This is a genomic window from Pseudomonas sp. TUM25319 (genome assembly GCF_056388475.1).
In genome coordinates this window covers 3,179,445-3,198,618 of record NZ_CM150751.1, presented here as the reverse complement: position 1 = coordinate 3,198,618, position 19,174 = coordinate 3,179,445, and the positions used below count along the sequence as shown (strand labels likewise).

At 58.1% G+C, this 19,174-nt stretch carries 34 protein-coding genes; 27 read left to right on the top strand and 7 right to left on the bottom strand.

The genetic code is table 11. The features are described 5' to 3' along the window. Positions 1–94: 94 nt before the first annotated feature. On the bottom strand, positions 95–331 hold the full coding sequence (locus AC05QJ_RS15035; RefSeq protein WP_476747612.1) for a helix-turn-helix domain-containing protein: 237 nt from the start codon (positions 329–331) through the stop codon (positions 95–97). Between the two features lie 113 nt (positions 332–444). On the opposite strand from AC05QJ_RS15035, the gene AC05QJ_RS15030 reads away from it, so the two are divergent. The 3 genes from AC05QJ_RS15030 to AC05QJ_RS15020 all read left to right on the top strand — a co-directional run bounded on the left by AC05QJ_RS15030 (position 445) and on the right by AC05QJ_RS15020 (position 2,805). Beyond that, on the top strand, positions 445–1,266 hold the full coding sequence (locus AC05QJ_RS15030; RefSeq protein WP_476747611.1) for a S24 family peptidase: 822 nt from the start codon (positions 445–447) through the stop codon (positions 1,264–1,266). Between the two features lie 145 nt (positions 1,267–1,411). Continuing rightward, positions 1,412–1,804: a hypothetical protein gene (locus tag AC05QJ_RS15025; protein WP_476747610.1), complete on the top strand. Its 393-nt coding sequence runs from the start codon at positions 1,412–1,414 to the stop codon at positions 1,802–1,804. Positions 1,805–1,926: 122 nt separating this feature from the next. After that, positions 1,927–2,805 (top strand): exonuclease domain-containing protein, encoded by an 879-nt coding sequence (locus tag AC05QJ_RS15020; protein WP_476747609.1) that lies wholly within the window; start codon positions 1,927–1,929, stop codon positions 2,803–2,805. Positions 2,806–2,877: 72 nt separating this feature from the next. Here AC05QJ_RS15020 and AC05QJ_RS15015 read toward each other — a convergent pair whose 3' ends face one another. Then, on the bottom strand, positions 2,878–3,204 hold the full coding sequence (locus tag AC05QJ_RS15015) for a DUF1654 domain-containing protein (protein ID WP_476747608.1): 327 nt from the start codon (positions 3,202–3,204) through the stop codon (positions 2,878–2,880). A 545-nt stretch (positions 3,205–3,749) separates the two neighbouring features. Here AC05QJ_RS15015 and AC05QJ_RS15010 point away from each other — a divergent pair. From AC05QJ_RS15010 to yejK, 9 genes are all read left to right on the top strand, one after another. Beyond that, a complete protein-coding gene (locus AC05QJ_RS15010) occupies positions 3,750–4,055 on the top strand; it encodes a hypothetical protein (protein WP_476747607.1) in 306 nt (101 codons plus the stop codon). A 58-nt stretch (positions 4,056–4,113) separates the two neighbouring features. Then, positions 4,114–4,296, top strand: coding sequence for a hypothetical protein (locus AC05QJ_RS15005; RefSeq protein WP_476747606.1), 183 nt, complete (start codon positions 4,114–4,116; stop codon positions 4,294–4,296). 68 nt (positions 4,297–4,364) lie between these two features. Beyond that, positions 4,365–4,562 carry a hypothetical protein gene (locus tag AC05QJ_RS15000; protein ID WP_476747605.1) on the top strand — a complete coding sequence of 66 codons (198 nt, stop codon included), beginning with the start codon at positions 4,365–4,367 and terminating at the stop codon, positions 4,560–4,562. Positions 4,563–4,813: 251 nt separating this feature from the next. Further along, positions 4,814–5,665: a ParB/RepB/Spo0J family partition protein gene (locus AC05QJ_RS14995; RefSeq protein ID WP_476747604.1), complete on the top strand. Its 852-nt coding sequence runs from the start codon at positions 4,814–4,816 to the stop codon at positions 5,663–5,665. 3 nt (positions 5,666–5,668) lie between these two features. Beyond that, positions 5,669–6,052, top strand: coding sequence for a response regulator transcription factor (locus tag AC05QJ_RS14990; RefSeq protein ID WP_476747603.1), 384 nt, complete (start codon positions 5,669–5,671; stop codon positions 6,050–6,052). 19 nt (positions 6,053–6,071) lie between these two features. Beyond that, the gene (locus tag AC05QJ_RS14985; protein ID WP_476747602.1) at positions 6,072–6,332 is read left to right on the top strand and encodes a hypothetical protein; all 261 of its coding nucleotides are present in this window, start codon (positions 6,072–6,074) and stop codon (positions 6,330–6,332) included. Beyond that, positions 6,329–6,859: a MerR family transcriptional regulator gene (locus AC05QJ_RS14980; RefSeq protein WP_476747601.1), complete on the top strand. Its 531-nt coding sequence runs from the start codon at positions 6,329–6,331 to the stop codon at positions 6,857–6,859. Before AC05QJ_RS14985 ends, AC05QJ_RS14980 begins: the two co-directional genes overlap by 4 nt. Positions 6,860–6,883: 24 nt before the next feature. Then, on the top strand, positions 6,884–7,318 hold the full coding sequence (locus AC05QJ_RS14975) for a hypothetical protein (RefSeq protein WP_476747600.1): 435 nt from the start codon (positions 6,884–6,886) through the stop codon (positions 7,316–7,318). Between the two features lie 427 nt (positions 7,319–7,745). Continuing rightward, positions 7,746–8,753, top strand: a complete 1,008-nt coding sequence (gene yejK / locus AC05QJ_RS14970; RefSeq protein WP_476747599.1) for a nucleoid-associated protein YejK — start codon at positions 7,746–7,748, stop codon at positions 8,751–8,753. On the opposite strand, the gene AC05QJ_RS14965 is transcribed toward yejK, so the two are convergent. Next, positions 8,754–8,960, bottom strand: coding sequence for a hypothetical protein (locus AC05QJ_RS14965; protein ID WP_476747598.1), 207 nt, complete (start codon positions 8,958–8,960; stop codon positions 8,754–8,756). 199 nt (positions 8,961–9,159) lie between these two features. Continuing rightward, a complete protein-coding gene (locus AC05QJ_RS14960) occupies positions 9,160–9,723 on the bottom strand; it encodes an SEC-C metal-binding domain-containing protein (RefSeq protein ID WP_476747597.1) in 564 nt (187 codons plus the stop codon). A 186-nt stretch (positions 9,724–9,909) separates the two neighbouring features. Here AC05QJ_RS14960 and AC05QJ_RS14955 point away from each other — a divergent pair, with 186 nt between their 5' ends. Then, positions 9,910–11,022: a hypothetical protein gene (locus AC05QJ_RS14955; protein WP_476747596.1), complete on the top strand. Its 1,113-nt coding sequence runs from the start codon at positions 9,910–9,912 to the stop codon at positions 11,020–11,022. A 218-nt stretch (positions 11,023–11,240) separates the two neighbouring features. Here AC05QJ_RS14955 and AC05QJ_RS14950 read toward each other — a convergent pair whose 3' ends face one another. Together AC05QJ_RS14950 and AC05QJ_RS14945 are read right to left on the bottom strand one after the other, a co-directional pair. After that, positions 11,241–11,459, bottom strand: a complete 219-nt coding sequence (locus AC05QJ_RS14950) for a hypothetical protein (protein ID WP_476747595.1) — start codon at positions 11,457–11,459, stop codon at positions 11,241–11,243. A 98-nt stretch (positions 11,460–11,557) separates the two neighbouring features. After that, entirely contained in the window at positions 11,558–11,785 is a 228-nt protein-coding gene (locus AC05QJ_RS14945; protein WP_476747594.1) for a hypothetical protein, read from the bottom strand. A 98-nt stretch (positions 11,786–11,883) separates the two neighbouring features. Here AC05QJ_RS14945 and AC05QJ_RS14940 point away from each other — a divergent pair, with 98 nt between their 5' ends. Together AC05QJ_RS14940 and AC05QJ_RS14935 are read left to right on the top strand one after the other, a co-directional pair. Next, positions 11,884–12,192 carry a hypothetical protein gene (locus tag AC05QJ_RS14940; protein WP_476747593.1) on the top strand — a complete coding sequence of 103 codons (309 nt, stop codon included), beginning with the start codon at positions 11,884–11,886 and terminating at the stop codon, positions 12,190–12,192. A 3-nt stretch (positions 12,193–12,195) separates the two neighbouring features. Continuing rightward, a complete protein-coding gene (locus AC05QJ_RS14935; RefSeq protein WP_476747592.1) occupies positions 12,196–12,567 on the top strand; it encodes a hypothetical protein in 372 nt (123 codons plus the stop codon). On the opposite strand, the gene AC05QJ_RS14930 is transcribed toward AC05QJ_RS14935, so the two are convergent. Then, a complete protein-coding gene (locus AC05QJ_RS14930; RefSeq protein WP_476747591.1) occupies positions 12,556–13,152 on the bottom strand; it encodes a hypothetical protein in 597 nt (198 codons plus the stop codon). The genes AC05QJ_RS14935 and AC05QJ_RS14930 overlap by 12 nt on opposite strands. 61 nt (positions 13,153–13,213) lie before the next feature. Here AC05QJ_RS14930 and AC05QJ_RS14925 point away from each other — a divergent pair, with 61 nt between their 5' ends. The 12 genes from AC05QJ_RS14925 (at position 13,214) to AC05QJ_RS14870 (ending at position 19,173) form a co-directional block, all read left to right on the top strand. Next, on the top strand, positions 13,214–14,137 hold the full coding sequence (locus AC05QJ_RS14925) for a DNA cytosine methyltransferase (RefSeq protein ID WP_476747590.1): 924 nt from the start codon (positions 13,214–13,216) through the stop codon (positions 14,135–14,137). Between the two features lie 286 nt (positions 14,138–14,423). Continuing rightward, the gene (locus tag AC05QJ_RS14920) at positions 14,424–15,254 is read left to right on the top strand and encodes a hypothetical protein (RefSeq protein WP_476747589.1); all 831 of its coding nucleotides are present in this window, start codon (positions 14,424–14,426) and stop codon (positions 15,252–15,254) included. Continuing rightward, positions 15,251–15,511 carry a hypothetical protein gene (locus AC05QJ_RS14915; RefSeq protein ID WP_476747588.1) on the top strand — a complete coding sequence of 87 codons (261 nt, stop codon included), beginning with the start codon at positions 15,251–15,253 and terminating at the stop codon, positions 15,509–15,511. The genes AC05QJ_RS14920 and AC05QJ_RS14915 overlap by 4 nt, the downstream gene beginning before the upstream one ends. Positions 15,512–15,560: 49 nt before the next feature. Beyond that, positions 15,561–15,956, top strand: coding sequence for a hypothetical protein (locus tag AC05QJ_RS14910; protein ID WP_476747587.1), 396 nt, complete (start codon positions 15,561–15,563; stop codon positions 15,954–15,956). Then, a complete protein-coding gene (locus tag AC05QJ_RS14905; protein ID WP_476747586.1) occupies positions 15,947–16,312 on the top strand; it encodes an HNH endonuclease in 366 nt (121 codons plus the stop codon). The genes AC05QJ_RS14910 and AC05QJ_RS14905 overlap by 10 nt, the downstream gene beginning before the upstream one ends. After that, positions 16,309–16,578, top strand: a complete 270-nt coding sequence (locus AC05QJ_RS14900; protein WP_476747585.1) for a hypothetical protein — start codon at positions 16,309–16,311, stop codon at positions 16,576–16,578. The genes AC05QJ_RS14905 and AC05QJ_RS14900 overlap by 4 nt, the downstream gene beginning before the upstream one ends. Next, positions 16,575–16,910 carry a hypothetical protein gene (locus AC05QJ_RS14895; RefSeq protein ID WP_476747584.1) on the top strand — a complete coding sequence of 112 codons (336 nt, stop codon included), beginning with the start codon at positions 16,575–16,577 and terminating at the stop codon, positions 16,908–16,910. The genes AC05QJ_RS14900 and AC05QJ_RS14895 overlap by 4 nt, the downstream gene beginning before the upstream one ends. Then, the gene (locus AC05QJ_RS14890; RefSeq protein ID WP_476747583.1) at positions 16,907–17,371 is read left to right on the top strand and encodes a DUF2591 domain-containing protein; all 465 of its coding nucleotides are present in this window, start codon (positions 16,907–16,909) and stop codon (positions 17,369–17,371) included. Before AC05QJ_RS14895 ends, AC05QJ_RS14890 begins: the two co-directional genes overlap by 4 nt. Beyond that, a complete protein-coding gene (locus AC05QJ_RS14885) occupies positions 17,359–17,691 on the top strand; it encodes a hypothetical protein (RefSeq protein ID WP_476747582.1) in 333 nt (110 codons plus the stop codon). Before AC05QJ_RS14890 ends, AC05QJ_RS14885 begins: the two co-directional genes overlap by 13 nt. 43 nt (positions 17,692–17,734) lie before the next feature. Next, the gene (locus AC05QJ_RS14880) at positions 17,735–18,508 is read left to right on the top strand and encodes a DNA-methyltransferase (protein WP_476747581.1); all 774 of its coding nucleotides are present in this window, start codon (positions 17,735–17,737) and stop codon (positions 18,506–18,508) included. A gap of 56 nt (positions 18,509–18,564) precedes the next feature. Beyond that, entirely contained in the window at positions 18,565–18,888 is a 324-nt protein-coding gene (locus tag AC05QJ_RS14875; RefSeq protein ID WP_476747580.1) for a hypothetical protein, read from the top strand. A gap of 39 nt (positions 18,889–18,927) precedes the next feature. Further along, positions 18,928–19,173: a DUF4224 domain-containing protein gene (locus AC05QJ_RS14870; RefSeq protein ID WP_476747579.1), complete on the top strand. Its 246-nt coding sequence runs from the start codon at positions 18,928–18,930 to the stop codon at positions 19,171–19,173. Position 19,174: the final 1 nt, after the last annotated feature.

Genomic DNA, 19,174 nt, shown 5'->3' with positions numbered 1-19,174 from the left:
ATCTACTGGCAAGGCGCCAGACGGTAAATAATTCGAATCGCGGCAGATGGATTGCTCGCCAAAAGCCATCTCATGCAGTGCCTGGGTTGATGGATCACGCGACACCCTTCAGCGCTTTCCGTGCAAACTGAATGAGATCAGGGCGCAGTCCGGCGATAGTGATCTCGCCATCAGATGCATCCTGAAGACGTTCGGCCAGCTCTGTAGAAGCCTTTCGATGGCCGCCCGCTAGCTGCCACATGTGGCCTATGGTGGTTTTTGCGGCGGCAGCCACTTCCTGCCGCCGCTCGTTCGTGGCCCCACCCAGCCAATCACGAAGGTGCTCATTCATGAGGATTCTCCTTACACATCTAACAGAATTTAGCTTGCGGCTAATGTTTGAGCAAGGAGAATTTAGCTTTGCGTACATTTAGCAGACAGCTAAAGACTGGCATTCTTCGCGTCATGGATATCTACGAGATTCGCAAGCACAACCTGGTCAAGCTGATTGGCAGCCAGAAAAAAGGATCCTGCGCAGAGCGCTGGGGAATGGCGCCCGCCCATCTCAGCCAGATTCTTTCGGACAAGACGGCGAAAAACTTAGGCGATGACGTAGCGAGGCGTATCGAAGCTATTGAGGGCCTGCCGCGCGGCTGGTTCGACTCAATTCCTGAGGAGGTCCACGACGCATCGCCAATGGCCGATCCGAGTCCGAGATCAGCTTCCGACCTTGTCAAACAGATGCTTGCGAAAAGCGGTAAACGAATTCCCGAGGCTACACGTCAGCGACTGCTTGCAGCGGCCGAAGAGACAGCAGCGCCAAACCCGATCAACGCAGACCTCTCCAGACCAGGATTAGTTGGCGATGAGGTATGGATCGCGCATTACGACGTCCGTGGTTCCATGGGTGGAGGGCAAGTAGCGCACGACCATCCAGAGATGCTTCAGGATGTGCGGGTAAGCCCTAGACACCTGCGAGAGCTGGGCGTCGAGTTCAAGGAGCACTACCACCTGAAGCTGGTTACAGGATGGGGCCAGTCCATGGCGCCCACGATTAAGAATCGCGACCCGCTAATAGTAGATGCGAGCATCCGCGCGTTTGTTGGCGATGGGATCTATTATTTCTCTTGGGGAGGCCATGAATACATCAAGCGACTGCAAATTGCGGACGAGGAGTATTTCGAAATGATCTCTGACAACCCGAACCATAAAGATCGAATGATCCGCCAAGAAGAAACCTATATTCAGGCAAGAGTACTTCTGGTGTGGAATGCGAATTTGTTGTAGCGGAACCCCTAACCATGCGCAAAACAGCCTCAATGGGTAGAGCGACTCGGCACCAACTTGTCTGAATAAGCAGTGATACAACGCGCAGGAGCGATGTCGTCTTAACAAGACAGAAAATTAATAGCATGGAAGAGCCAGCAAAGATATGAGTCGATTAATTCACCGCAACCACAGCGAGCCTGAGCGACTGGGCTTGGATTGGAACTCTGTTTGGCAAGGCGCCGACTCAGGATTGATCAAGTCTTGGGAGGTCGGCCGTCAGCTTGCAATTCGAGAACCAGTCTTGGCCGAATGCGCCAGGGCGGATGAGCTCCCGCCGCTAAATTGGAAGGGCGGAGTCAGTAAACAACTCAAGAAACGTGAGAAATTTGGATCGCTACATTACCTCGCCCAATGGCAAGGCCTTCGCGGACAAGACCTTGAAATTGACATGGATGCAGAGGTCACCCTCACCTGCTCCAAGACTGGAATGGTGGTAACTTTCACTCCAGATTCCCGCAAGTTTGCTACCCAGCAGAATGACAGTGCCGATGATTGAGATGGCGTGACGGACCTAGGTCGACACAGACACCTGAGATTCCGCCTGTTGTACGAAAAGCCGGCTGCCGGCCTAGCGCTTGGCCTTGGTAGCCTCTGGTTTCACTAGACCAAGGAGAGGCCGTGCATAAAAATCGATTTATAACCATTGACGTCGAAACTGCAAACTCTTGGTTTGGTTCGATCTGTCAAATCGGCGCCGTTGAGTTCGTAGATGGCCAAATAGTCAACGAGTGGGAGAGCTTAATTGATCCCGAGGACGAGTTCCTTGATTTCAATATTAGCATCCACGAGATCACTGCAGATATGGTTGTGGGCGAACCACTGTTCGACGCCGGACTTAATCAAATAAAGCTGTTGGCTGGTGACAGTCTAGTAGCTAGTTATGGCCATTTCGACAGATCAGCCTTCAGTCAAGCCTGTGATGTTCGCAGACTACCTCGAATGAGCAACCATTGGCTGAACATTCACCCTGTAGTCAAGCGTGCATGGCCAGAAAAGTATGCCGAGGGTGGTTACAGACTGAATTCGGTTTGCAAATACCTAGGTATTCCTCTTCCCCGTCATCACAATGCCGTAGACGACGCCAGGGCTGCCGGATACGTCCTCTTGAAGGCTTGCGAGTCGACCGGGATCCCACCCTACGACTGGCTGGCAAGAAACAAGCGCCCGGTACGCATAGCGGATGCCCCCGCTGTCAACGTTGATGGCCCTTTGGCCGGGGAGAGCATTGTCTTTACCGGCGCTATGCAGATGCCTCGTCAGCATGCCCAGAACCTTGCTGCATCTATCGGTTGCGCTCTCACTAATGGTGTGACCAAAAAAACCACCATCCTCGTGGTCGGAGATCAAGATCTGACCAAGCTCGCAGGTAAAGAAAAGAGCAGCAAGCACATTAAAGCCGAAGAGCTAAATACTGCGGGCCAGAACATCCGCATTATTAGTGAGACTGACTTTATGGCAATGGTCGCGCTTGATGACGAGGACAATCGAAGCGCCTGAACCGGGGTGCGCAAATCCATATAAGTACTCCGAGAGAGCGGCGGGCTGACACCCGGCGCGCTCTCTGTCTCCTCAGAACGGCAGCTCGTCTCCAGCAGCCTCTTCGCCGCTACCACCCTCCCCCCTTTCAACCGGCTGCTCACCAGCTGGCTTCTCCCATTGCAACAGCACCGATCCATCATCGCAGAAGGTCATATCCAAGCCGTCCGTTTCGGATAGGAGCTCCATGATCGAATCCCAATCCTGGTCGCTGTCCGTATCCAGACGATGGATAAGCACTCTCCTCCCCAGCTGCGCTAATGGCGAATTGATCATTTCCGAAACGCGCAAGCCTAGACGCTCCAGGCTAGTCAACTGATCCCGTGTCGCATCGAGATGCTCCCTGATTGCCGCCGGCATTTTCCTACCTCCATTACTGTATATCCGTACAGGTCCCGACCAATAGTAGCTCACTGCTAAACGAGCCGTAAAGGTGATCGCCAACGGAAGGCAATCCAGTCGATTTTTAGTGCCGGCGAAATTAATTTAGCTTTGAGCTATTGACGATACTTTAGCTTGAGGCTAAATTTGGTCTTGCTCGAGACACAGGCTCCCGAGGAGGCCGTGAAGGCCATCGCTCTTTACACAATCAGACGTGACCACCGCGACGCACCCGAGCCATTACTCGGGTCGGGAAAAGCTAAGCCGCCGCCCATGCAGCCTCTGGATAGCTGCCGTGTACCCACAAGAGGTCACGCGAAACTACGCAAGCCAGTCGGGCCACCAGTAGTGGCAGCGGCCAGTGATACGAATCGGGCGATGCGCGTAGCGGAGAGGAACTACCGAGAATTCCTCGGCAGTTCAGCCCAGTCCACCGTGGCGAGTAACGGAGACCAGAAAGACCGATTTCACTGGCTGGCCTTCGAAGTTGAGGGCCAGACGGGAAATCACTCGGAGACAGCACCGTGAACAAAGAAGAGATCTACGACGAACAGATCAGCCCGCTGATGCAAAAAATCATCGGCATTTGCCGTGAGCACGGCATTGCAATGATCGCCAGCTTCAACATCGCCCACGACGGTGAAGGGCCGAACGGCGAAGACTGCTCTCGCCTGACTTGCACCTCGCACTTGCCTGATGCTGAAGGCACTTTCGATGAGCGCTTCAGTAATGCCGCCGTGGCGATTCAACGAAGCGCACCGCACCACATCGGCATGAACATCACTACGCAACACGCCGACGGCACCAGGACGCTGACGGCGGTGATTTGATTTCACTGGCTGGCCTTGGCGACAGGGCCAGACGGGAAATCAACCAGCGGGGAAGGCAATGAGTAATCAAATCGCGCTATTTGAAGCGCTCAAGCTGGCCAAGGCGGAAGAAAAGGTCGCCTACGAAGAGGCCAATCGCCTTGAGGCTGAGTTGGGGGCTGCGACGCATCGATATTCCGATGCAAGAGCTCAGGTAAGCAAGATGCTGCGCGCAATCGAAGAGTCAGCACTGGAAACCTGAATTGCTCGATTTCACTGGCTGCCCTTCGGGGTTGAGGGGCAGACGGGAAATCAACCAGGAGATAGCAAATGCCCCAGTACAGCTTTCGCCTCATGGCGGTTTGCGAGGTCGTCGTGACCGCCGAGAACGAAGAGCAGGCCGGTCTGCTGGCCGCTGACGAAACGCCAATCAGCGCCTATTCATTCGAGTCTGGTGAGCTTTCTTGCTTGGTTACTGACGCGAATAGTGCCCAGTGCGTGCGCCACGCCGATTACGTAATCGACTGAACAACCAGCGCCACGTCAGCCTGACGTTAACTGCCCGATCCACCTGGTGCCCCTATCTCCAGGCTGCATCGGAGATTGATCTGAGCGTGCCCGAGCGGGCTGCAACGCCGGATGAGTAAAGACCGCTCAAATCCCCTGTGTCCGAGCAACTGCGGACGTGTACGTAAAAGATCTGCGTAGCGGAAATAAGCAGGCTTGCGCCCTGGTGTTCCGATCAATCTCCAATGCAGCCCCCAACGGAAGTTAATTGCATGACCAAATCAATCAGGCAAATGCTCAAGGACGGCGAGATGCGCCGCGCCGACGCAATCAAAGTGCGGCTTGAAGATATCCACGAAGAGCCAGGCTTCAACCTCCGCACCGAGGGCGAGGCGCTTGAGTCCAGCATCAACGCCCTCGCGGAGTTCATCGCGGACGGCGGCGTCATACCGGCGCTTGAGATTCGCCCGCGGGATGCCGGTGGCGTCTGGGTCGTTGATGGTCACCGCCGGCGCCGGGCGCTGCTGAGGCTTGACCAGGCTGGACGACTGCCGCGCACGCCCAGCAAAGAAGATCCGAACGTTCTGGAGTTCTGGGTTGATGTGCGCATGTTCGAGGGCAGCGATGCCGACCGAGTTGCGCGGATCATCAGCAGCCAGGAAAACGAGAAGCTTTCCCCGCTCGAACTGGCCGAGGGCTACAAGCGTCTCAGGGCGTTCGGCTGGACCGTGGAGCAGATCGCAAAGAAGGTCGGCAAGACCCGGCAGCATGTCGAGCAGGTCGTCACCGTCGGCAATGCAAACACCGATGTGCAGAATCTGGTCGCCGCCGGGCAAGTATCAGCAACGACCGCCGCTCAGGTCGTCCGCACTCACGGTGACGACGCCGGCAAGGTACTCGGCGCCGAGCTCCAAAAGGCCCAGGCCAGCGGCAAGAATAAGGTCACAGCCGGCACGATCAAGGGCCCGTCTATACCGAAGCCACGCCTTGAAGCCGTACACGCCGCCTCACGCAATTTGATTGCATCACTCAACGCAATCGACGAAGACAGCCAATCCCTCACCCTTTCGACCGCGCTTGTCCTTGAGCTGCGCAAAGCCCTGGAAGGCGCCCTACCGAGATAGATCATGGACACGATAACCAACGGCGCATGGACGGGCCATCTTGGTAAAGGCCTTGCCCCTCGCGAGCTTGAAGCCCTGCTGCTGGTCGCGCAGGGGCTGACGACAAAAGAGATCGCCCGCCAGATGAGCATCGCACCTGGTACCGCGGCGAATCGCATCGAGACGGTGCTTTTCAAGCTTGATGCAAGACGCCGGACCGACGCGATCGCAAAAGCAATCAAAGGCCAGATCATAAGCCCGCTCTGCTTCATCCTTGCTGGCTTCATCGCTATGCACGCCATGCTCGACGACGGCGACCCGATGCGCCGCGACCGACGTGTACCAGAGCGCCGCACCGCTCAAATCCGAATAGTTCGTAAGGCTGAGGCCTTCGAGCATCACGTCTGACCCCTTCCGAGGTATCCCCATGCAACCAGCAATGCATCCTGCGTTCGCGCAGAAGCTTGCTGTGCTCGCGGCATTGCTTGAGCGCAGCAAATACGTGCGAGCCGAAGCTCGCGCCAAGGCCTCTCCCCGCTTTCAGGCTTCGAGTAATGGGAAGACGTGGGACGTGATCGAGATCGCGACAGGTGTCGTACACGGCTTCGCATTCAGCTATCAGGCCGCAATCAATTTCGTAAATGCGATGGAGGCTGGAGCAGCCAGTAAGACGAGGGCTCACCCATGAACATCGGTACCGCTATCCCCGATCCGCACCAAGCGATCGCTGAGCAGTTGGCAGACCAGGTCAACGCCTATCTTGCCGCTGGTGGCAGCGTCACTGTCGGGCCGCCCTTTAACTACACCCCTCGCCCGCCGGCCCGATTCAATAATCAGGCGCCAGTGGTCGAGCGTAAGGAAGCCGGCCGGAAGCGGCGTGAAGAGCTCGCGAAGCGAAACGCGATGGTTCGCGAGTTGGCCAAGACCATGACCTACAACGAGGCAGCAAAGGCCACCGGTATCGCCATGGCAACGCTGCACCGCATCGCCAAGGAAGGTGAATTCCTTTTCCAAGTCAGCGAGGGACGGAGCAGCAACGGTCGGAAAATCGACCGCAACGCCGATGCCAAAAAGCTGGAACGCCTGGTCTCGCTGCGCGACTGCGGTATGTCACGGAACGCCGTGGCGAATCGAATGGGCATCAGCGACAAGCTGCTGCAGCGCTTGATTGATGACTACAGCATCGACTTTCCGGCACGAGGCTTACGGCGGTGAGCAAGGTTTCGAACCGAGCCCGGCATGGCCGGCGCCAGCAATTCATTCATCTGCCGCCCAGCGGCTTGGGAGGCGCCTGTGGCAAACAAGGACAAGACGAAGGGTGCGGAATATTCGCGCCGATCCAGGGAGAAGAAAAAAGCCGAGGGTGCTCGACTAGGTGTAGAGCAGGTGCTGATCGAAATGCCTGCCGGCATCAAGAAGCTGCTCGCTGCCGAGGTGAAGGCTCACGGCTACGACCAGGTGCAAGCGCTCTGGCAAGACCTGGCTCTGTCCTGGGCTGCTGCTGATACTGAAGAGCGAGCGCGTCGGCTGCAACGACCTGACGCGCCAGCTTTTGAGATATCGCCGAAACTGGCGAGAAAGTTCGAAAAGGCAAGCTTAGCCGAGCTTAGTCGCTATGCAGGTGATGACAACTCAGCCTCGCATTCAGCCAAGAATTTATCTAATGCCTCCTGATTGGCAAGCATAGAATCCGTAGCAAAACGGTAATTGATATGCAAATCATCATGCGTCAGATCTAGTTCGCTACAAATAAACTGCCGGCAACGAATCAGCGCCGTGAGAATTCGGTGAAGCTCAAGTTTCAGTTTTGTATTCGAATCGGTTGGCTTCGCTAGATCAAGCTTTTCTAATACTCGCTTCACTTCATCTATTTTTTCACGAACCGTAAGTCCACCTATGTAGTTACTGTGATTGTGATAGATGTGAGTCCAGTTATGATCTACTTGCGCTCTAGACATAGATCCCTCGTTATCAGCCGGCCAAGGCTGACTTTCTGGTCAGATTATTCCTTTCGAGACCGGTCCGATTGCCGGCCCTCATTAAATAACGCATTCGCAAACAAATTGCCACCATGCCGAGCCCCGGCCGCGGAGGATCCAACATGCCCATTCGCAACGCAGTGATGCACTTCATCGACAAGAAGCCGGACGGCAGCCCGGCATGCCTGCACCTCGCCAGTTCCACTCTGCCCGACAGCGCCGCCATCGAGAACCTGGTGCACGATGTCAACGACACCTACAACGCCAAGACCGGCAAGGGCTGGGGTTACTTCCAGCCGTCGTCAGGCGCGTATCCACTCTGTGACTGGCTGGATGAGTGGTTCCTTCAAGGCTTCAGCTTCATCGACTTCACCAGCACTGCGGTCGAGCACCTGACCAAGCTGATGGAAGAGTCGAATCTGTCCGTCGGCGGGCATGTGCTTTTCGCCCACTACCAGCAGGGCCTGACGGAGTACCTGACCATCGCCATCCTGCAGCAGGTCGAGACGGTGGCTGTAGCTCATGACCTGAGCGTGGCGATCTCGCGCAATCTGGACACAGGCACCCTCGCCTTCGGCGCTCGCATCAATCTCAGCGAATGGAAGGGCAACCCTGCGTCAAGGCAGTACGTGTCGTTCATCAAGCCCAAGGGCGGCCGCCGCGCTGTCGGCTACTTCCAAGACTTCATCGGAGTGACAGAGGGTGTAGACTCGCCGGGCGAGACGCGCACGCTGCTGAAAGCCTTTAGCGACTACGTGAAGGCGGAAGACTTGGCCGACGATACTGCCAGCGAGAAGAGCCATGACCTGGTGGCGTACGCCCAGGCGCAGAGCAAGACGGGGGAGCTGGTAAAGCTGGACGATTTGTCGGAACTGCTGGACGAGGAGCGCCCGAAGACATTCGCCGAGTTCATTCGGGGCGGCGACTACGGGATCTCAGAAACCTTCGCTCCGGACAAGCGTACCCTCAACCAGTACCGGCGCTATACCGGACGGGCTGAGGGTATGTCGATCAGCTTTGAAGCCCGCCTGCTCGGTAAGCGCATCGAGTTCGATCAGGACGGCGCCACACTGACCATTAAAGATCTGCCTACGCAATTGATAGAGCAGTTGAAAAGACGTGCGGCCTGATCAACGGCGTCGGAGGTCGAAAACCAGACTTTTTCCGACGCCCAGTCTATCGAGAATAGCCTTGGGGGTTTCAAGCTTGAAGTAGACCCAGTGCCCGGAATCATCAGCCTTCGGTTCGTTGTGCGAAATATACCGAGACACTTCACCTTGAAGCATTCCCAGAGCATGTGCCAATTCAGACTCTTGCAGCTCACCTGGCATTGCCATTTCCTTCTCCTTTCTGGATCACTCGCCCATTAGAAATACACAGACCCTACCCCCTCTGTTCGCCCGCGCAGTGCCAACTCGCCGATACTTTTCTGGAAAGCCGCGGCGAGAACAGCTGGTTCTACGATGAGACCGCGCTGGCAGAGCGCTGGTCTTCAATCCAGCAACTTAAGGAAATGGAATTTATACTAGCAAGCGATCATCCCCCGAGCGCTGCCAACCCAATAGCCGCTGCTAGCTGAATCCACATAGCAGCATTAATTCCTTGTTTATCACACCAGGCCTTCAGATCGGTTTTCTCAATAGCATTTGCGGCTCCTGTCTTTTTTATATCCTGTATAGCCTGATCTATAAGCTCCTGCGGAGGGCGGTCACTTTGATCCAGTCGATTCAATACTTCCCCAAGATTAGGGGCGTTCGGATCGACATGGAGATAGTCATCAATATGGCCATTACTGTGCACTAGATCCACCCCAACATCTGCGATAATACGGGCCTTGCCTACAGTGAAATTGCTGTGCTCAGATTTAATTCCAATAGACATACCGCCTCCCAAAGAACCATGACAATGTTTATATTTTTTCAAAGATCCGCAAGGACAAAGCTGGTTTCTACCAACCTTAAGTCTCCTTCCAGAGCTAATATCTATGTTATCTAAACGCCCACTCTTAGCTCCACTCAACTGAATACCTACATCAAAACCATGAACAGTAATGTTGTTCATAACAACAGTTTGATAGTTGCCGATTTTGATTCCAGCCACGTACACCTCCTATGTTGAAAAGCAGTTGAGCATTCGGCTGGCCAAGTCACAGAAATCGAAAGCCGGACCCATCACCTTTCTTGCCGCTTTTTGAAATTTGCGTTCAATGACTATTAGTAATAAGTAGCTCAGGCGCGCAAATCACGCCACCCCTGCAAGGGGTATACTTGCACGGAGAAACCCCAAATGCCCCAAATCAACCGCACCGCCAGCATCATCTTCGGCGACGCCGAAATCATCATCCGCGAGCCGCACCCAGGCCGCCAGCCATGGGACCAGGAGAAGGCCTGGGAGCGGGAGTACCGCAACCAGGTGCTGAAGCGTATCGTGCAGACGCTCAATCGCTTGGGGTGGACCTGCGCCATGCCCGAGCTGAGCGAGCGCGACAAAAAGGATGACCCATACGGCATCAAGGAGAACTTCCGCCGCAACAAGCGCGTGTGCAGCAAGGGCGACCTGAAAGCCGATCTGGAGCTGTCCGGCGCTTCGATCACCTTCGAGATGTTCCAGAACGTCAACGCGCCTGATCGCCCCGACCATGACGGTCGGTACCAGAGCGACAAAGAGAAGCACATGCCCTACCTGATGCGTCTGGAGATGGAACGCACCCGCCGGCGTATCCGCACCTATCTGTGCAACATCTTCAGCGGCTACTACTTCGACGAGGAGTGGATGCGCAAGCACGAGAAAAAGGTCGGCCCGGGGCACCTCACGGCTCTCGAGCGAATCCAGCTCCACTACGAGGGAAGCTGGCACTTCAAGGGTGTGGACTGGAACGAACGCAAAAACCAATCGTGGATGAGCAGCAACCTGAAGTCGGCGGACGGCCATATGCTGGAGCATGGCCAGACCGTATGGTTCACCGACTACAAAGGCCGGTGGCAGCGCGGTACGGCGCTCTACAACATCAACAACATGTGGTGGGTGGTCACTGGGCCTTACAGCTACACGAACGAGTGCTGCCGTGAGCTGTACGTGGCTCCGCCTGAGCACATCCAAATCAAGGTGAACCAGAAACGACGCCGGAGTCGACTGGAATCCTTGATGTCTCAGGCAGCGGCCAAGCTGGAATTCAAGCGTGCGGAGGTGCTGAAGAACATCCTATTCCCGCCGGAGGAGTCGCTGTACATGATCTGGACGGAGCGTCATGGCGGCGCATTCTTCCGACCTGGTTACAGCGGCTATACGACTGATACCGGCCAGGCGGGTAAGTACACTCGCGCCGAGCTGAAGCCATATTTGGGCAGCGCAGACGAACGGGACTACCTGCGCGCGATTCCCGTGCGCACGGCTGCGTGACCCGCCCAGGCTACAAGCGTCCATCCCTTTGCGTTCGGCGTGCCCATGAAACTACCCGTTGTCAAAACGGCGCCCATCACCACTATCCTTGCAGGGTCAGCGGCGAAGCATATTATCTCCATCAAACCCCCTACCTCGACAGGGCCGAGCGCTGACGGAAGACATGGAGATCGGCGGCTCTGGTGAGGAGACGCAGAGCCTTCGAGGCTAGATAGCCTTCAGGATTCGAATGAACAATGCGACAAATACCGCCACACGGCGTCTTGGGCCCGTGCCAGCAGCTTTTGATAATCCTCCGGCGGTTCGCTATCAGCCTGTAACGGCTTATCCATCAGGTAAGCGCGTACAGCACCATAGGTCTGAGCGCATTCTTGCGACAGCTCTTTTGCCCTTTCTGAAAACTTTGCATTTCCCACAGCAGCCTCCCTGGCCAGCATCATTGCCAGCCTTTAAATGGTCTATATGCTGAAAGTTTCATAATGCGAAAGCAAGCGGGCCCAACATGTGCCCAACCCTTGAGCTAAAGCGTTGGAACTTAACCACCCTTCTCTGACCACCGGTAGCCGATCTCCCTGGGAATCTCCAAGGACAAAGAGCCGTTCAGCTTATAGGCAAGCGTGGGGTCATCATTGGCTGAGCTCCGAAACCAGAGCAGCCATGAGCCGTCTGAACGCTCATACGCCTCGTCGAGATGAGTGCGTACCTGCTCTTCTGTAAATCCGAAAAACGTAGCGATCATTCGGTCGCGCAGCTCAATGTTCACCAGCGCCTCCACTCGGCTTCGGTGCCGACAGAAATGAATAGCCCACTTTAATGAATCACGCCAGCCCGGTGAGGGCAGCGCCTGCAATGGAGATTGCCGTGAGCATCCCAGTGAATGCCCTGAAAGAAGATGAGCTTCTGCACTACGCCGCGCTCGACCCGGGTGCTGCTGCGGAGCTTGCGCGCCGTATCGCCGAGCAAGGCGTTGACCCAAGCGCCATTGCCGAAGGGCTGCGCGAAGAAATCCGCACCCTTGAAAGCCAGCTCGACGACGAGTCCCGCGATGCCGACGAGCTGCGAGATAACGCCGAGGACGCCTGCCGCTGGATTCGGCGCGCACTCGACCCTGATGACCGCGAGCTTTCGACGGAGCAGATGCTCCAGAAGGCTCTGGATTGCCTGGAGTAAGCAATGAGCACGTTTGCAGTTTTTGGCATGACCCGTGATGTAGCGCTGGCCGAGGCCAGGAAAACCACCAAGACCACCAAGCCCAGCGGCAGGGTTGGCTTCCCCCCCATTGACCTCACGGTCGCTGAATGGGGCGAGGCGGTCGACAAGCAGGCGCTGAAGATCATGCAGGGCAAGAAGGTGCGCCAGCTGAGCCCTACCTTCGATGCGCCGCAGTATGCCGAGCAGTTCGTTGCCCTGGTCCGCAAGCAGTGTGAGTGCCGTGATCTGCGGATCAGGGCGAAGTGCGTGCTGACGGACTCCGATGGGCGGCCGATCATCAATGCGAAGACCAGGGCACCAAAGACTGGCTGGCAAGACTACTCACGAGGTTAAGCCTTCCAGGGTTTCAATCGCTAAGCGCAAGTCGGAGATCGCCTGCCTGCAAGAGTCGCTAGCTTCTACCTCATTGTTCAGCATGTTGATTGCATCGGACGCTGGCTCACGCAAAACTTTATCGACTCCTACGGCCCGAGCGTGCGCTACTCGCAAATCAGCCAGTAATGAGAGTTCAAACCCGACCATGGATCCTACTGGCATCTCGCTCAATATCTGGCCCAAGACGCTCAGTTGCTCTGGCCCGCCAGAGTAGATCCACCTAACAATAAAGGTTCGATCTTTAAGAGCCCTTTCCATATGTTCAAAGTGCCGTTTAAGCGGCCAAGCAATATAAGTTAACGTCACTCGGATGTTTGATCGCTGCTGCCGTTCTTTGGCCCGTTCGTGCAGCGCTGGAAACAAACCGGCGGCCACAATAGCAACTACCGAAAAAATGGCCTGTATCCAAGCGGGCATCGCCTCATTCGCCATGGCCGCCTTGCCAAACTCCCAAATTCCGCCATCGGGAAGCAGTTTCGAAAACACCACGCCGGCCCCAAAAAGGCAAACACAACCGCCCCAAACAACCCTGTCTCTCTTCATTTGACCACCCTGGCAATTAGCCGATGGATTATGCCCGGCAGTGGCTACACGAGGTATCCCCATGACAACAGCAATCGACCTGTTCGCCGGACTCGGCGGATGGAGCACCGGCGCGCGCGCCGCAGGCGTCCAGGTTCTCTGGGCGGCAAACCACTGGCCAGAGGCCGTGAAGTGGCACGCAGCCAATCACCCGTCCACCGAGCACGTCTGCCAGGACTTGCACCAGGCACGCTGGGAGCAGGTGCCGGCCCACGACATCCTGCTGGCCTCGCCCTGCTGCCAAGGTCACGCGAAAGCGCGCGGCAAGAAGTCGGGCAACCCGGAGCACGACGCATCGCGCTCGACGGCCTGGGCGCCGGTATCGGCCCTTGAGTTCCACCGACCACAAGCGGCGGTGATAGAGAACGTGCCGGAGTTTACCGACTGGGTGCTATACCCAGCCTGGCTGCAGGCAGTGCAAGCGCTTGGATATCAGGCAGCGCCGCACATCGTGGACTGCGCAGACCTCGGCGTGCCGCAACACCGGGTTCGCCTGTTCATGGTCCTGACGCGCAGCAAGGCCCCGCTGATGCTGCAACTGCCACGCGAGCGGCATGTGCCGGCCGCCAGCTTCCTCAACTTCGATGGTGGGCGGTGGTCACCAGTCGAGAAGCAGGGGCGCGCCCAGGCCACGCTCGACCGAGTCCGCAACGGGCGCCAGCGCTTCGGCGGCCGCTTCATCATGCCCTACTACGGCAAAGGCTCCGGGACCACCGGCCGCGACATCAACCGGCCGATCGGCACCATAACCACCTTGGACCGTTGGGCCCTGGTCGACGGTGACCGCATGCGGATGCTCAGCGCCAACGAGGCATTGGCCGCCATGTCATTCCCGGCTGAAACCCTGCGACCGGAAAATCACCGGCTGACCATGCACATGGCAGGCAACGCGGTGCCCCCGCTGGCAGGGCAAAGAGTGATTGAGGCGCTACTCAAGGCTGGGTAACGGGAGGATTCAGTATTTAGGGGAGCGCTCGCAGGAAGGGCTTGTCCACCCCCTCTTTTCGGCGCTCAGCCAGCCATTTCCGACTTAACTCAACATCGATCTTAAGTGCTCTATGGCGGCAGAGATGTAGAACGGTTCCACCTATGTTGTATGGCCCACACGCAGGGCAATTAACTGATCGCCCCCGGTGCTTGATAGTTTTTTCCCTAGCGACTTCCCTACAAACATAACACCGCATATCAACCTCCTTTTCGAATTCGGCCCACTATAGCCGCGAGGTATCCCCATGCCCACAGAAAACCGATCCAGCAATACCGAGATGGTCAGCGTGCCCCGTGAGCCAACGCCAAACATGTTGGCGGTAGGGCTTGAGGCTGATGGCCTGCTGCACAAGTGGTACGCAATGGTCAACGCTGCGCCAGCCCCGCATCCCCACGCCGAGCCGATAGCGTGGATGGTTGGTACTGCCTTCTGGTGGACCAAAGAAGAGGCAGAGCGGGATGCTGCGGCGACTGGGCTGCCGATTGTTGGCCTGGGGCCGATGACCGGCGCTGGACCAGTCATGCAACAACAGGGCGCGCCGGTGGCGCTTCCAGAGCGAAAGCGCGCTCCATCGGATCGAGCCACAACCTGGAACTCCCGCATCGAGGGCTTCAATGAGTGCCTTGACGAAATGTCCAAGCTTGGACCGCTCTACTCCCGACCGGTCCAGGCAGAAACTGTGATTACGGTAATCACCGCTGAGCAGGTCTTAGGCGCTTATCAATTCGCATCATTCGAGCCTGCCAAGCATCTTCGAGGCACTACAAACTGGTGCGCCGCATTTGCTCAAGAGCTGAACTATCGAATCGGCGCAGACACAGGCGAAGTCGAGCGAATCGCCAAAGAGCTTCGCGAGACTCGAGAAGAGCGTGATGGCCTGCGCCGAAGCGTGGATGAGTTCCAGTCTCGTAGCCACGGGATCAAGAATCTCGCGGCGATTGAGCAGCTGAACGACAAACTGGCCGATCGGGATGTGCTGCTACAAGACCTTCTGGATTACGACATCAGCGCGAACGCTCGCCGAAGGATCGAGGAAGCTCTATCCGCCAGCGCAGAGCCAGAGGCGAAGTCGTGAAAACGCATTTCGCACCATTCACCGACCTGGATGACATTGAGCAAGCACCCTGCGGCACCTGGCTAGGGGAATCCTCCGAGCTGTCAGGAGACTGGGCCATGGTCGATTGCCAGCTCTGCAAGAATCGCCGAGAAAGGATCATCGCTGCCGCAGCTGAAGAAGAGCGCTTCATCGTCGAGCAGATGGGCGACATGGCGGCCTTCATGCGCGCGGTGGATTCAGCCCCGCAAGAGAACATCTGTACTCCTCAGCTGTAACCCCTCTCCCCTCTATTCACTGCCGCGATATAGCGGCCAAGGAACGACCGTGCCTGAAGAAATGAAACAGGCCGCGCAGAAGGCATGCACCTTCCATCGCGGCACCTGGGAATGTCGTGGTGATGGATATCTGTGGGATGCAGACCACGATGGCTGGGACCCCGACGAAACCGACAATCCCTGCCCCTGCTGCAACACGCTCGAATACCTGGAGCGCGCAAAGGAAGAGGCCGAGAGCGTCAGCTCCTGGTCGGACGGGCATTCATCCGGCACCGGTGAAGACATCTGGCTCAACTGCTTGAGCTGGGCGGAGGCGGCAAACCCCGAAGGGCTTCCGGAGGTCCTCCAGAAGATCGGCCCGGTAGAAGCCTTGGTCAGTGACCCAGAGTCGCCCGACGGCTACTTCGTCCGAACCAACAATGCCGAGGTGACGGCATGCGCCTGAAGAAAGCCGAGCGTGAGCAGGTCCGGCTGAAGTACGGCGGTCGTTGCGCCTATTGCGGCAATGACCTGGGCGAGCGCTGGCACGCCGACCACTTCTCCCCGGTGATCCGCTTGCCCGATGAGCGCGTGGCTGAGCAGCTGCAGAACCACAACCTGGCCAACATGATGCCGGCCTGCGTGCCCTGCAACCTAAGCAAAGCCCGTATGCAGCTGGAGGACTGGCGCCGCTGGCTAGCCGGCCACGTAAACAGCCTGAACCAATACCACCCCATCTATCGCCTGGCCAAGGCCTACGGCTTGATCGCCGAGACCGGGGCCGAGGTCGTCTTCCACTTTGAAAAGGTTAGCCAACCATGACCCGCCTCGCCCTCTGCCTCCTGCTGGTGGCCACCGGCGCCAGCGCAGACCAAATACCCAGCGGGGTAACCGTTTTCCACGACGACGCCCGGGGCGCGACCTGTTGGCTCTACGAACTGGGTGTGCGCGGCGGCATCAGCTGCATCCCCGACAGCCAGCTTCAGGCCGGCAACCAGCGCCAGCTCTCCCCGCACGAACAGCAGGACAACGGACCTACACCCGCACTGGCGCCTGGGCGCTGGATTGATGAGAGGTATCAGCTGTGACCGAACTTGAAGAACTGCTGCTGGCCGCCAAGGCCGCCGGGCTTGAAGTTGAGCCCTGCACCTGCAGCGATCCGAAATGGCCGCTTCGCATCAAGGGCCAGTCGGGCACCCGGGCGCACTGGAATCCCAGCATCAACGACGGCGACGCATTCAAGTTGGCCATTGATCTGGGCATCCAGATCCACGTCGAAGGGCCTGGCGAGTCTGAAGCCGTATGGGCTGACGACACCATGATCTGGGTGAACAGCGAATACGCCCAGGGCGATCGCCGGAAGGCTGCGCGCACTGCCATCGTCAGCGTTGCCGCCCAGCGCGGAGAGCAAATGCCATGACCGACCTGATCGAAGTGAGCGCGTCGAACCTCTCCGGCGAGGCGCTGGGCTGGGCAGTTGCCACGGCCGAAGGGCTAGATGTGTACTTGGAGCCGCCCGGGTACAACGGCGTGCCTTGGCGGGTGTTCGCCCGTTACCAGGGCCAGGCGATCGAGCACACCAAGCGCTATAACCCGTGGGAAGACTGGGCGCTGGGCGGGCCGCTGATCGAAAAGTACAAGGTGTCGCTCTCGCCGCCAACCAGCGCGGTGCACCGCAACTTCGGATACATGGACAAGCGCAACGGCTACTACGAGTCTGGGTTCTGGGGTAGCACGATCTTCGGCAGGGAGCGCAAGCACCGCCGCACGGCATTCCACCACCCCGACAACCCTTTGACTGTCGCCATGCAGGCGATCGCCCAGTTTGAGCTCGGCGATACCGTCCAGGTGCCAAAGGAGCTTATTCCATGCCCAGCATGATCAAGGTTTCAACCTGCGACCTTGCCGGCAAGGCGCTGCTTTGGGCCGTCGAAATGGTAGACGGCCCGATTCCGGCGGCGGACGGCCAGCTGCAACTGCCACTGGGCGGCCAGGCCATAGACGACGCGACCGGTGAGTATCTGATCCAGAAGCACGGCATGTGGATTGATCGCGGCTACAGCTGGCCCTGGCTGGCCTGCGTGTCAGGTCATCCGCTGGACCGCCAGCCCGGCGATACCCGGGCAGAAGCTGCAGCCCGCGCTGTAGTTCACCACGCCCGAGGCGAAACCATCAACGAGCCACAGGAGCTGATGCCATGATCGCCCTCGCCTACATGGCCTACCTGATCTACAGGGGGCCGCGATGAACGAAGTCAGCCTGTACCAGGGCGACTGCCTGGAGGTGATGAAATCGTTGCCCAGCGCCAGCGTCGACATGGTGCTGGCTGACCTGCCATACGGCACCACGCAGTGCGCCTGGGATGTTGTCATCCCCTTCGAGCCGCTGTGGGAGCAGTACCTGCGGATCGCAAAGCCTGATGCTGCCATCGTGCTGTGCGCGGCCCAGCCGTTCGCGTCATTGGCGGTCGCCAGCAACCCCGCACACTACCGCTACGAGTGGATCTGGGAAAAGGGCAACGCCACCGGCTTCCTCAACGCCAAGAAACAGCCTCTGCGCGCCCACGAGTCTGCCCAGGTCTTCTACCGGCGCCAGCCGGTGTACAACCCCCAGATGACCGGCGGCCACCAGCGGCGCACAGCAAGGCGGAAGACGGTCAATTCGGAATGCTACGGCAAGGCGCTGCAGCTCACTGAGTACGACTCGACAGAGCGGTACCCTCGCTCCGTGCAGTTCTTCTCGAGCGACAAGCAAACCGCCAGCTATCACCCCACGCAGAAGCCCGTAGCCTGGATGCGGTTCCTGATCGCCACCTACACCAACCCTGGTCAAGTGGTCCTCGACAACACGATGGGCAGCGGCACGACCGGCGTTGCCTGCATCCAACTGGGCCGGCGCTTCATCGGCATCGAGCAGGACGAGGTGCATTTCGGTACCGCGCAGCAGCGCATTGCTGAGGCCATCACCATCCGCGACACCCCTGCAGCGCAGATCGAACTGTTCGAAGCGCGCGCCTAACCCCTCCCCCTACAACTCAAGCCCGCCGACATGCGCGGGCATGGAGAGCTATTGCCATGACGAAAGAAGAACTGGCGGCGCTGCCCGAGAAGGTGCGTATAGCCATTGAGGCCGGCAAAGCGGCTGCAGCGGCCCATCCCAACGACGGCGGCAGCGCCAACCTCGACCGCGTCGTGATCCCGATACCTGGTGTGCGCGCCAGCCAGTTACCCAGCCTTCCTGGCTACGTGCAAAAACGGAGCGGCTACCTCCAGCAGGGGATTCACTTGGACACGCCCTGGCCGGGGCAGGGCAACCAGCACAGTGCTGGCGTACGAGCCATGCATCTCTCACTTCAAGCGCAAGGCGTGGATTGCCACGTCTGGCATCAGCTCGACTGAGCACTCATCTGCCGCCACCGGCGGCGTGGAGACCATCCCATGGAAAACGAAATCCTCTCGGACGAGGAGCTGGTGGAGATCACCGGCTACAAGCCCAGGGCGTGGCAGCGCCGCTGGCTCAATGACCGCGGCTGGCACTACATAGAGAGCCGCGGCGGTCGCCCGCTGGTTGGGCGCCAGTATGCGCGCCTGAAGCTGAGCGGCGCGGTCATCGACATCGTTCCTTCAACGCCGCCGCCTACGCCAAAGCCGGCATGGGTACCCGACTTTTCCCGAGTGAAGTGAG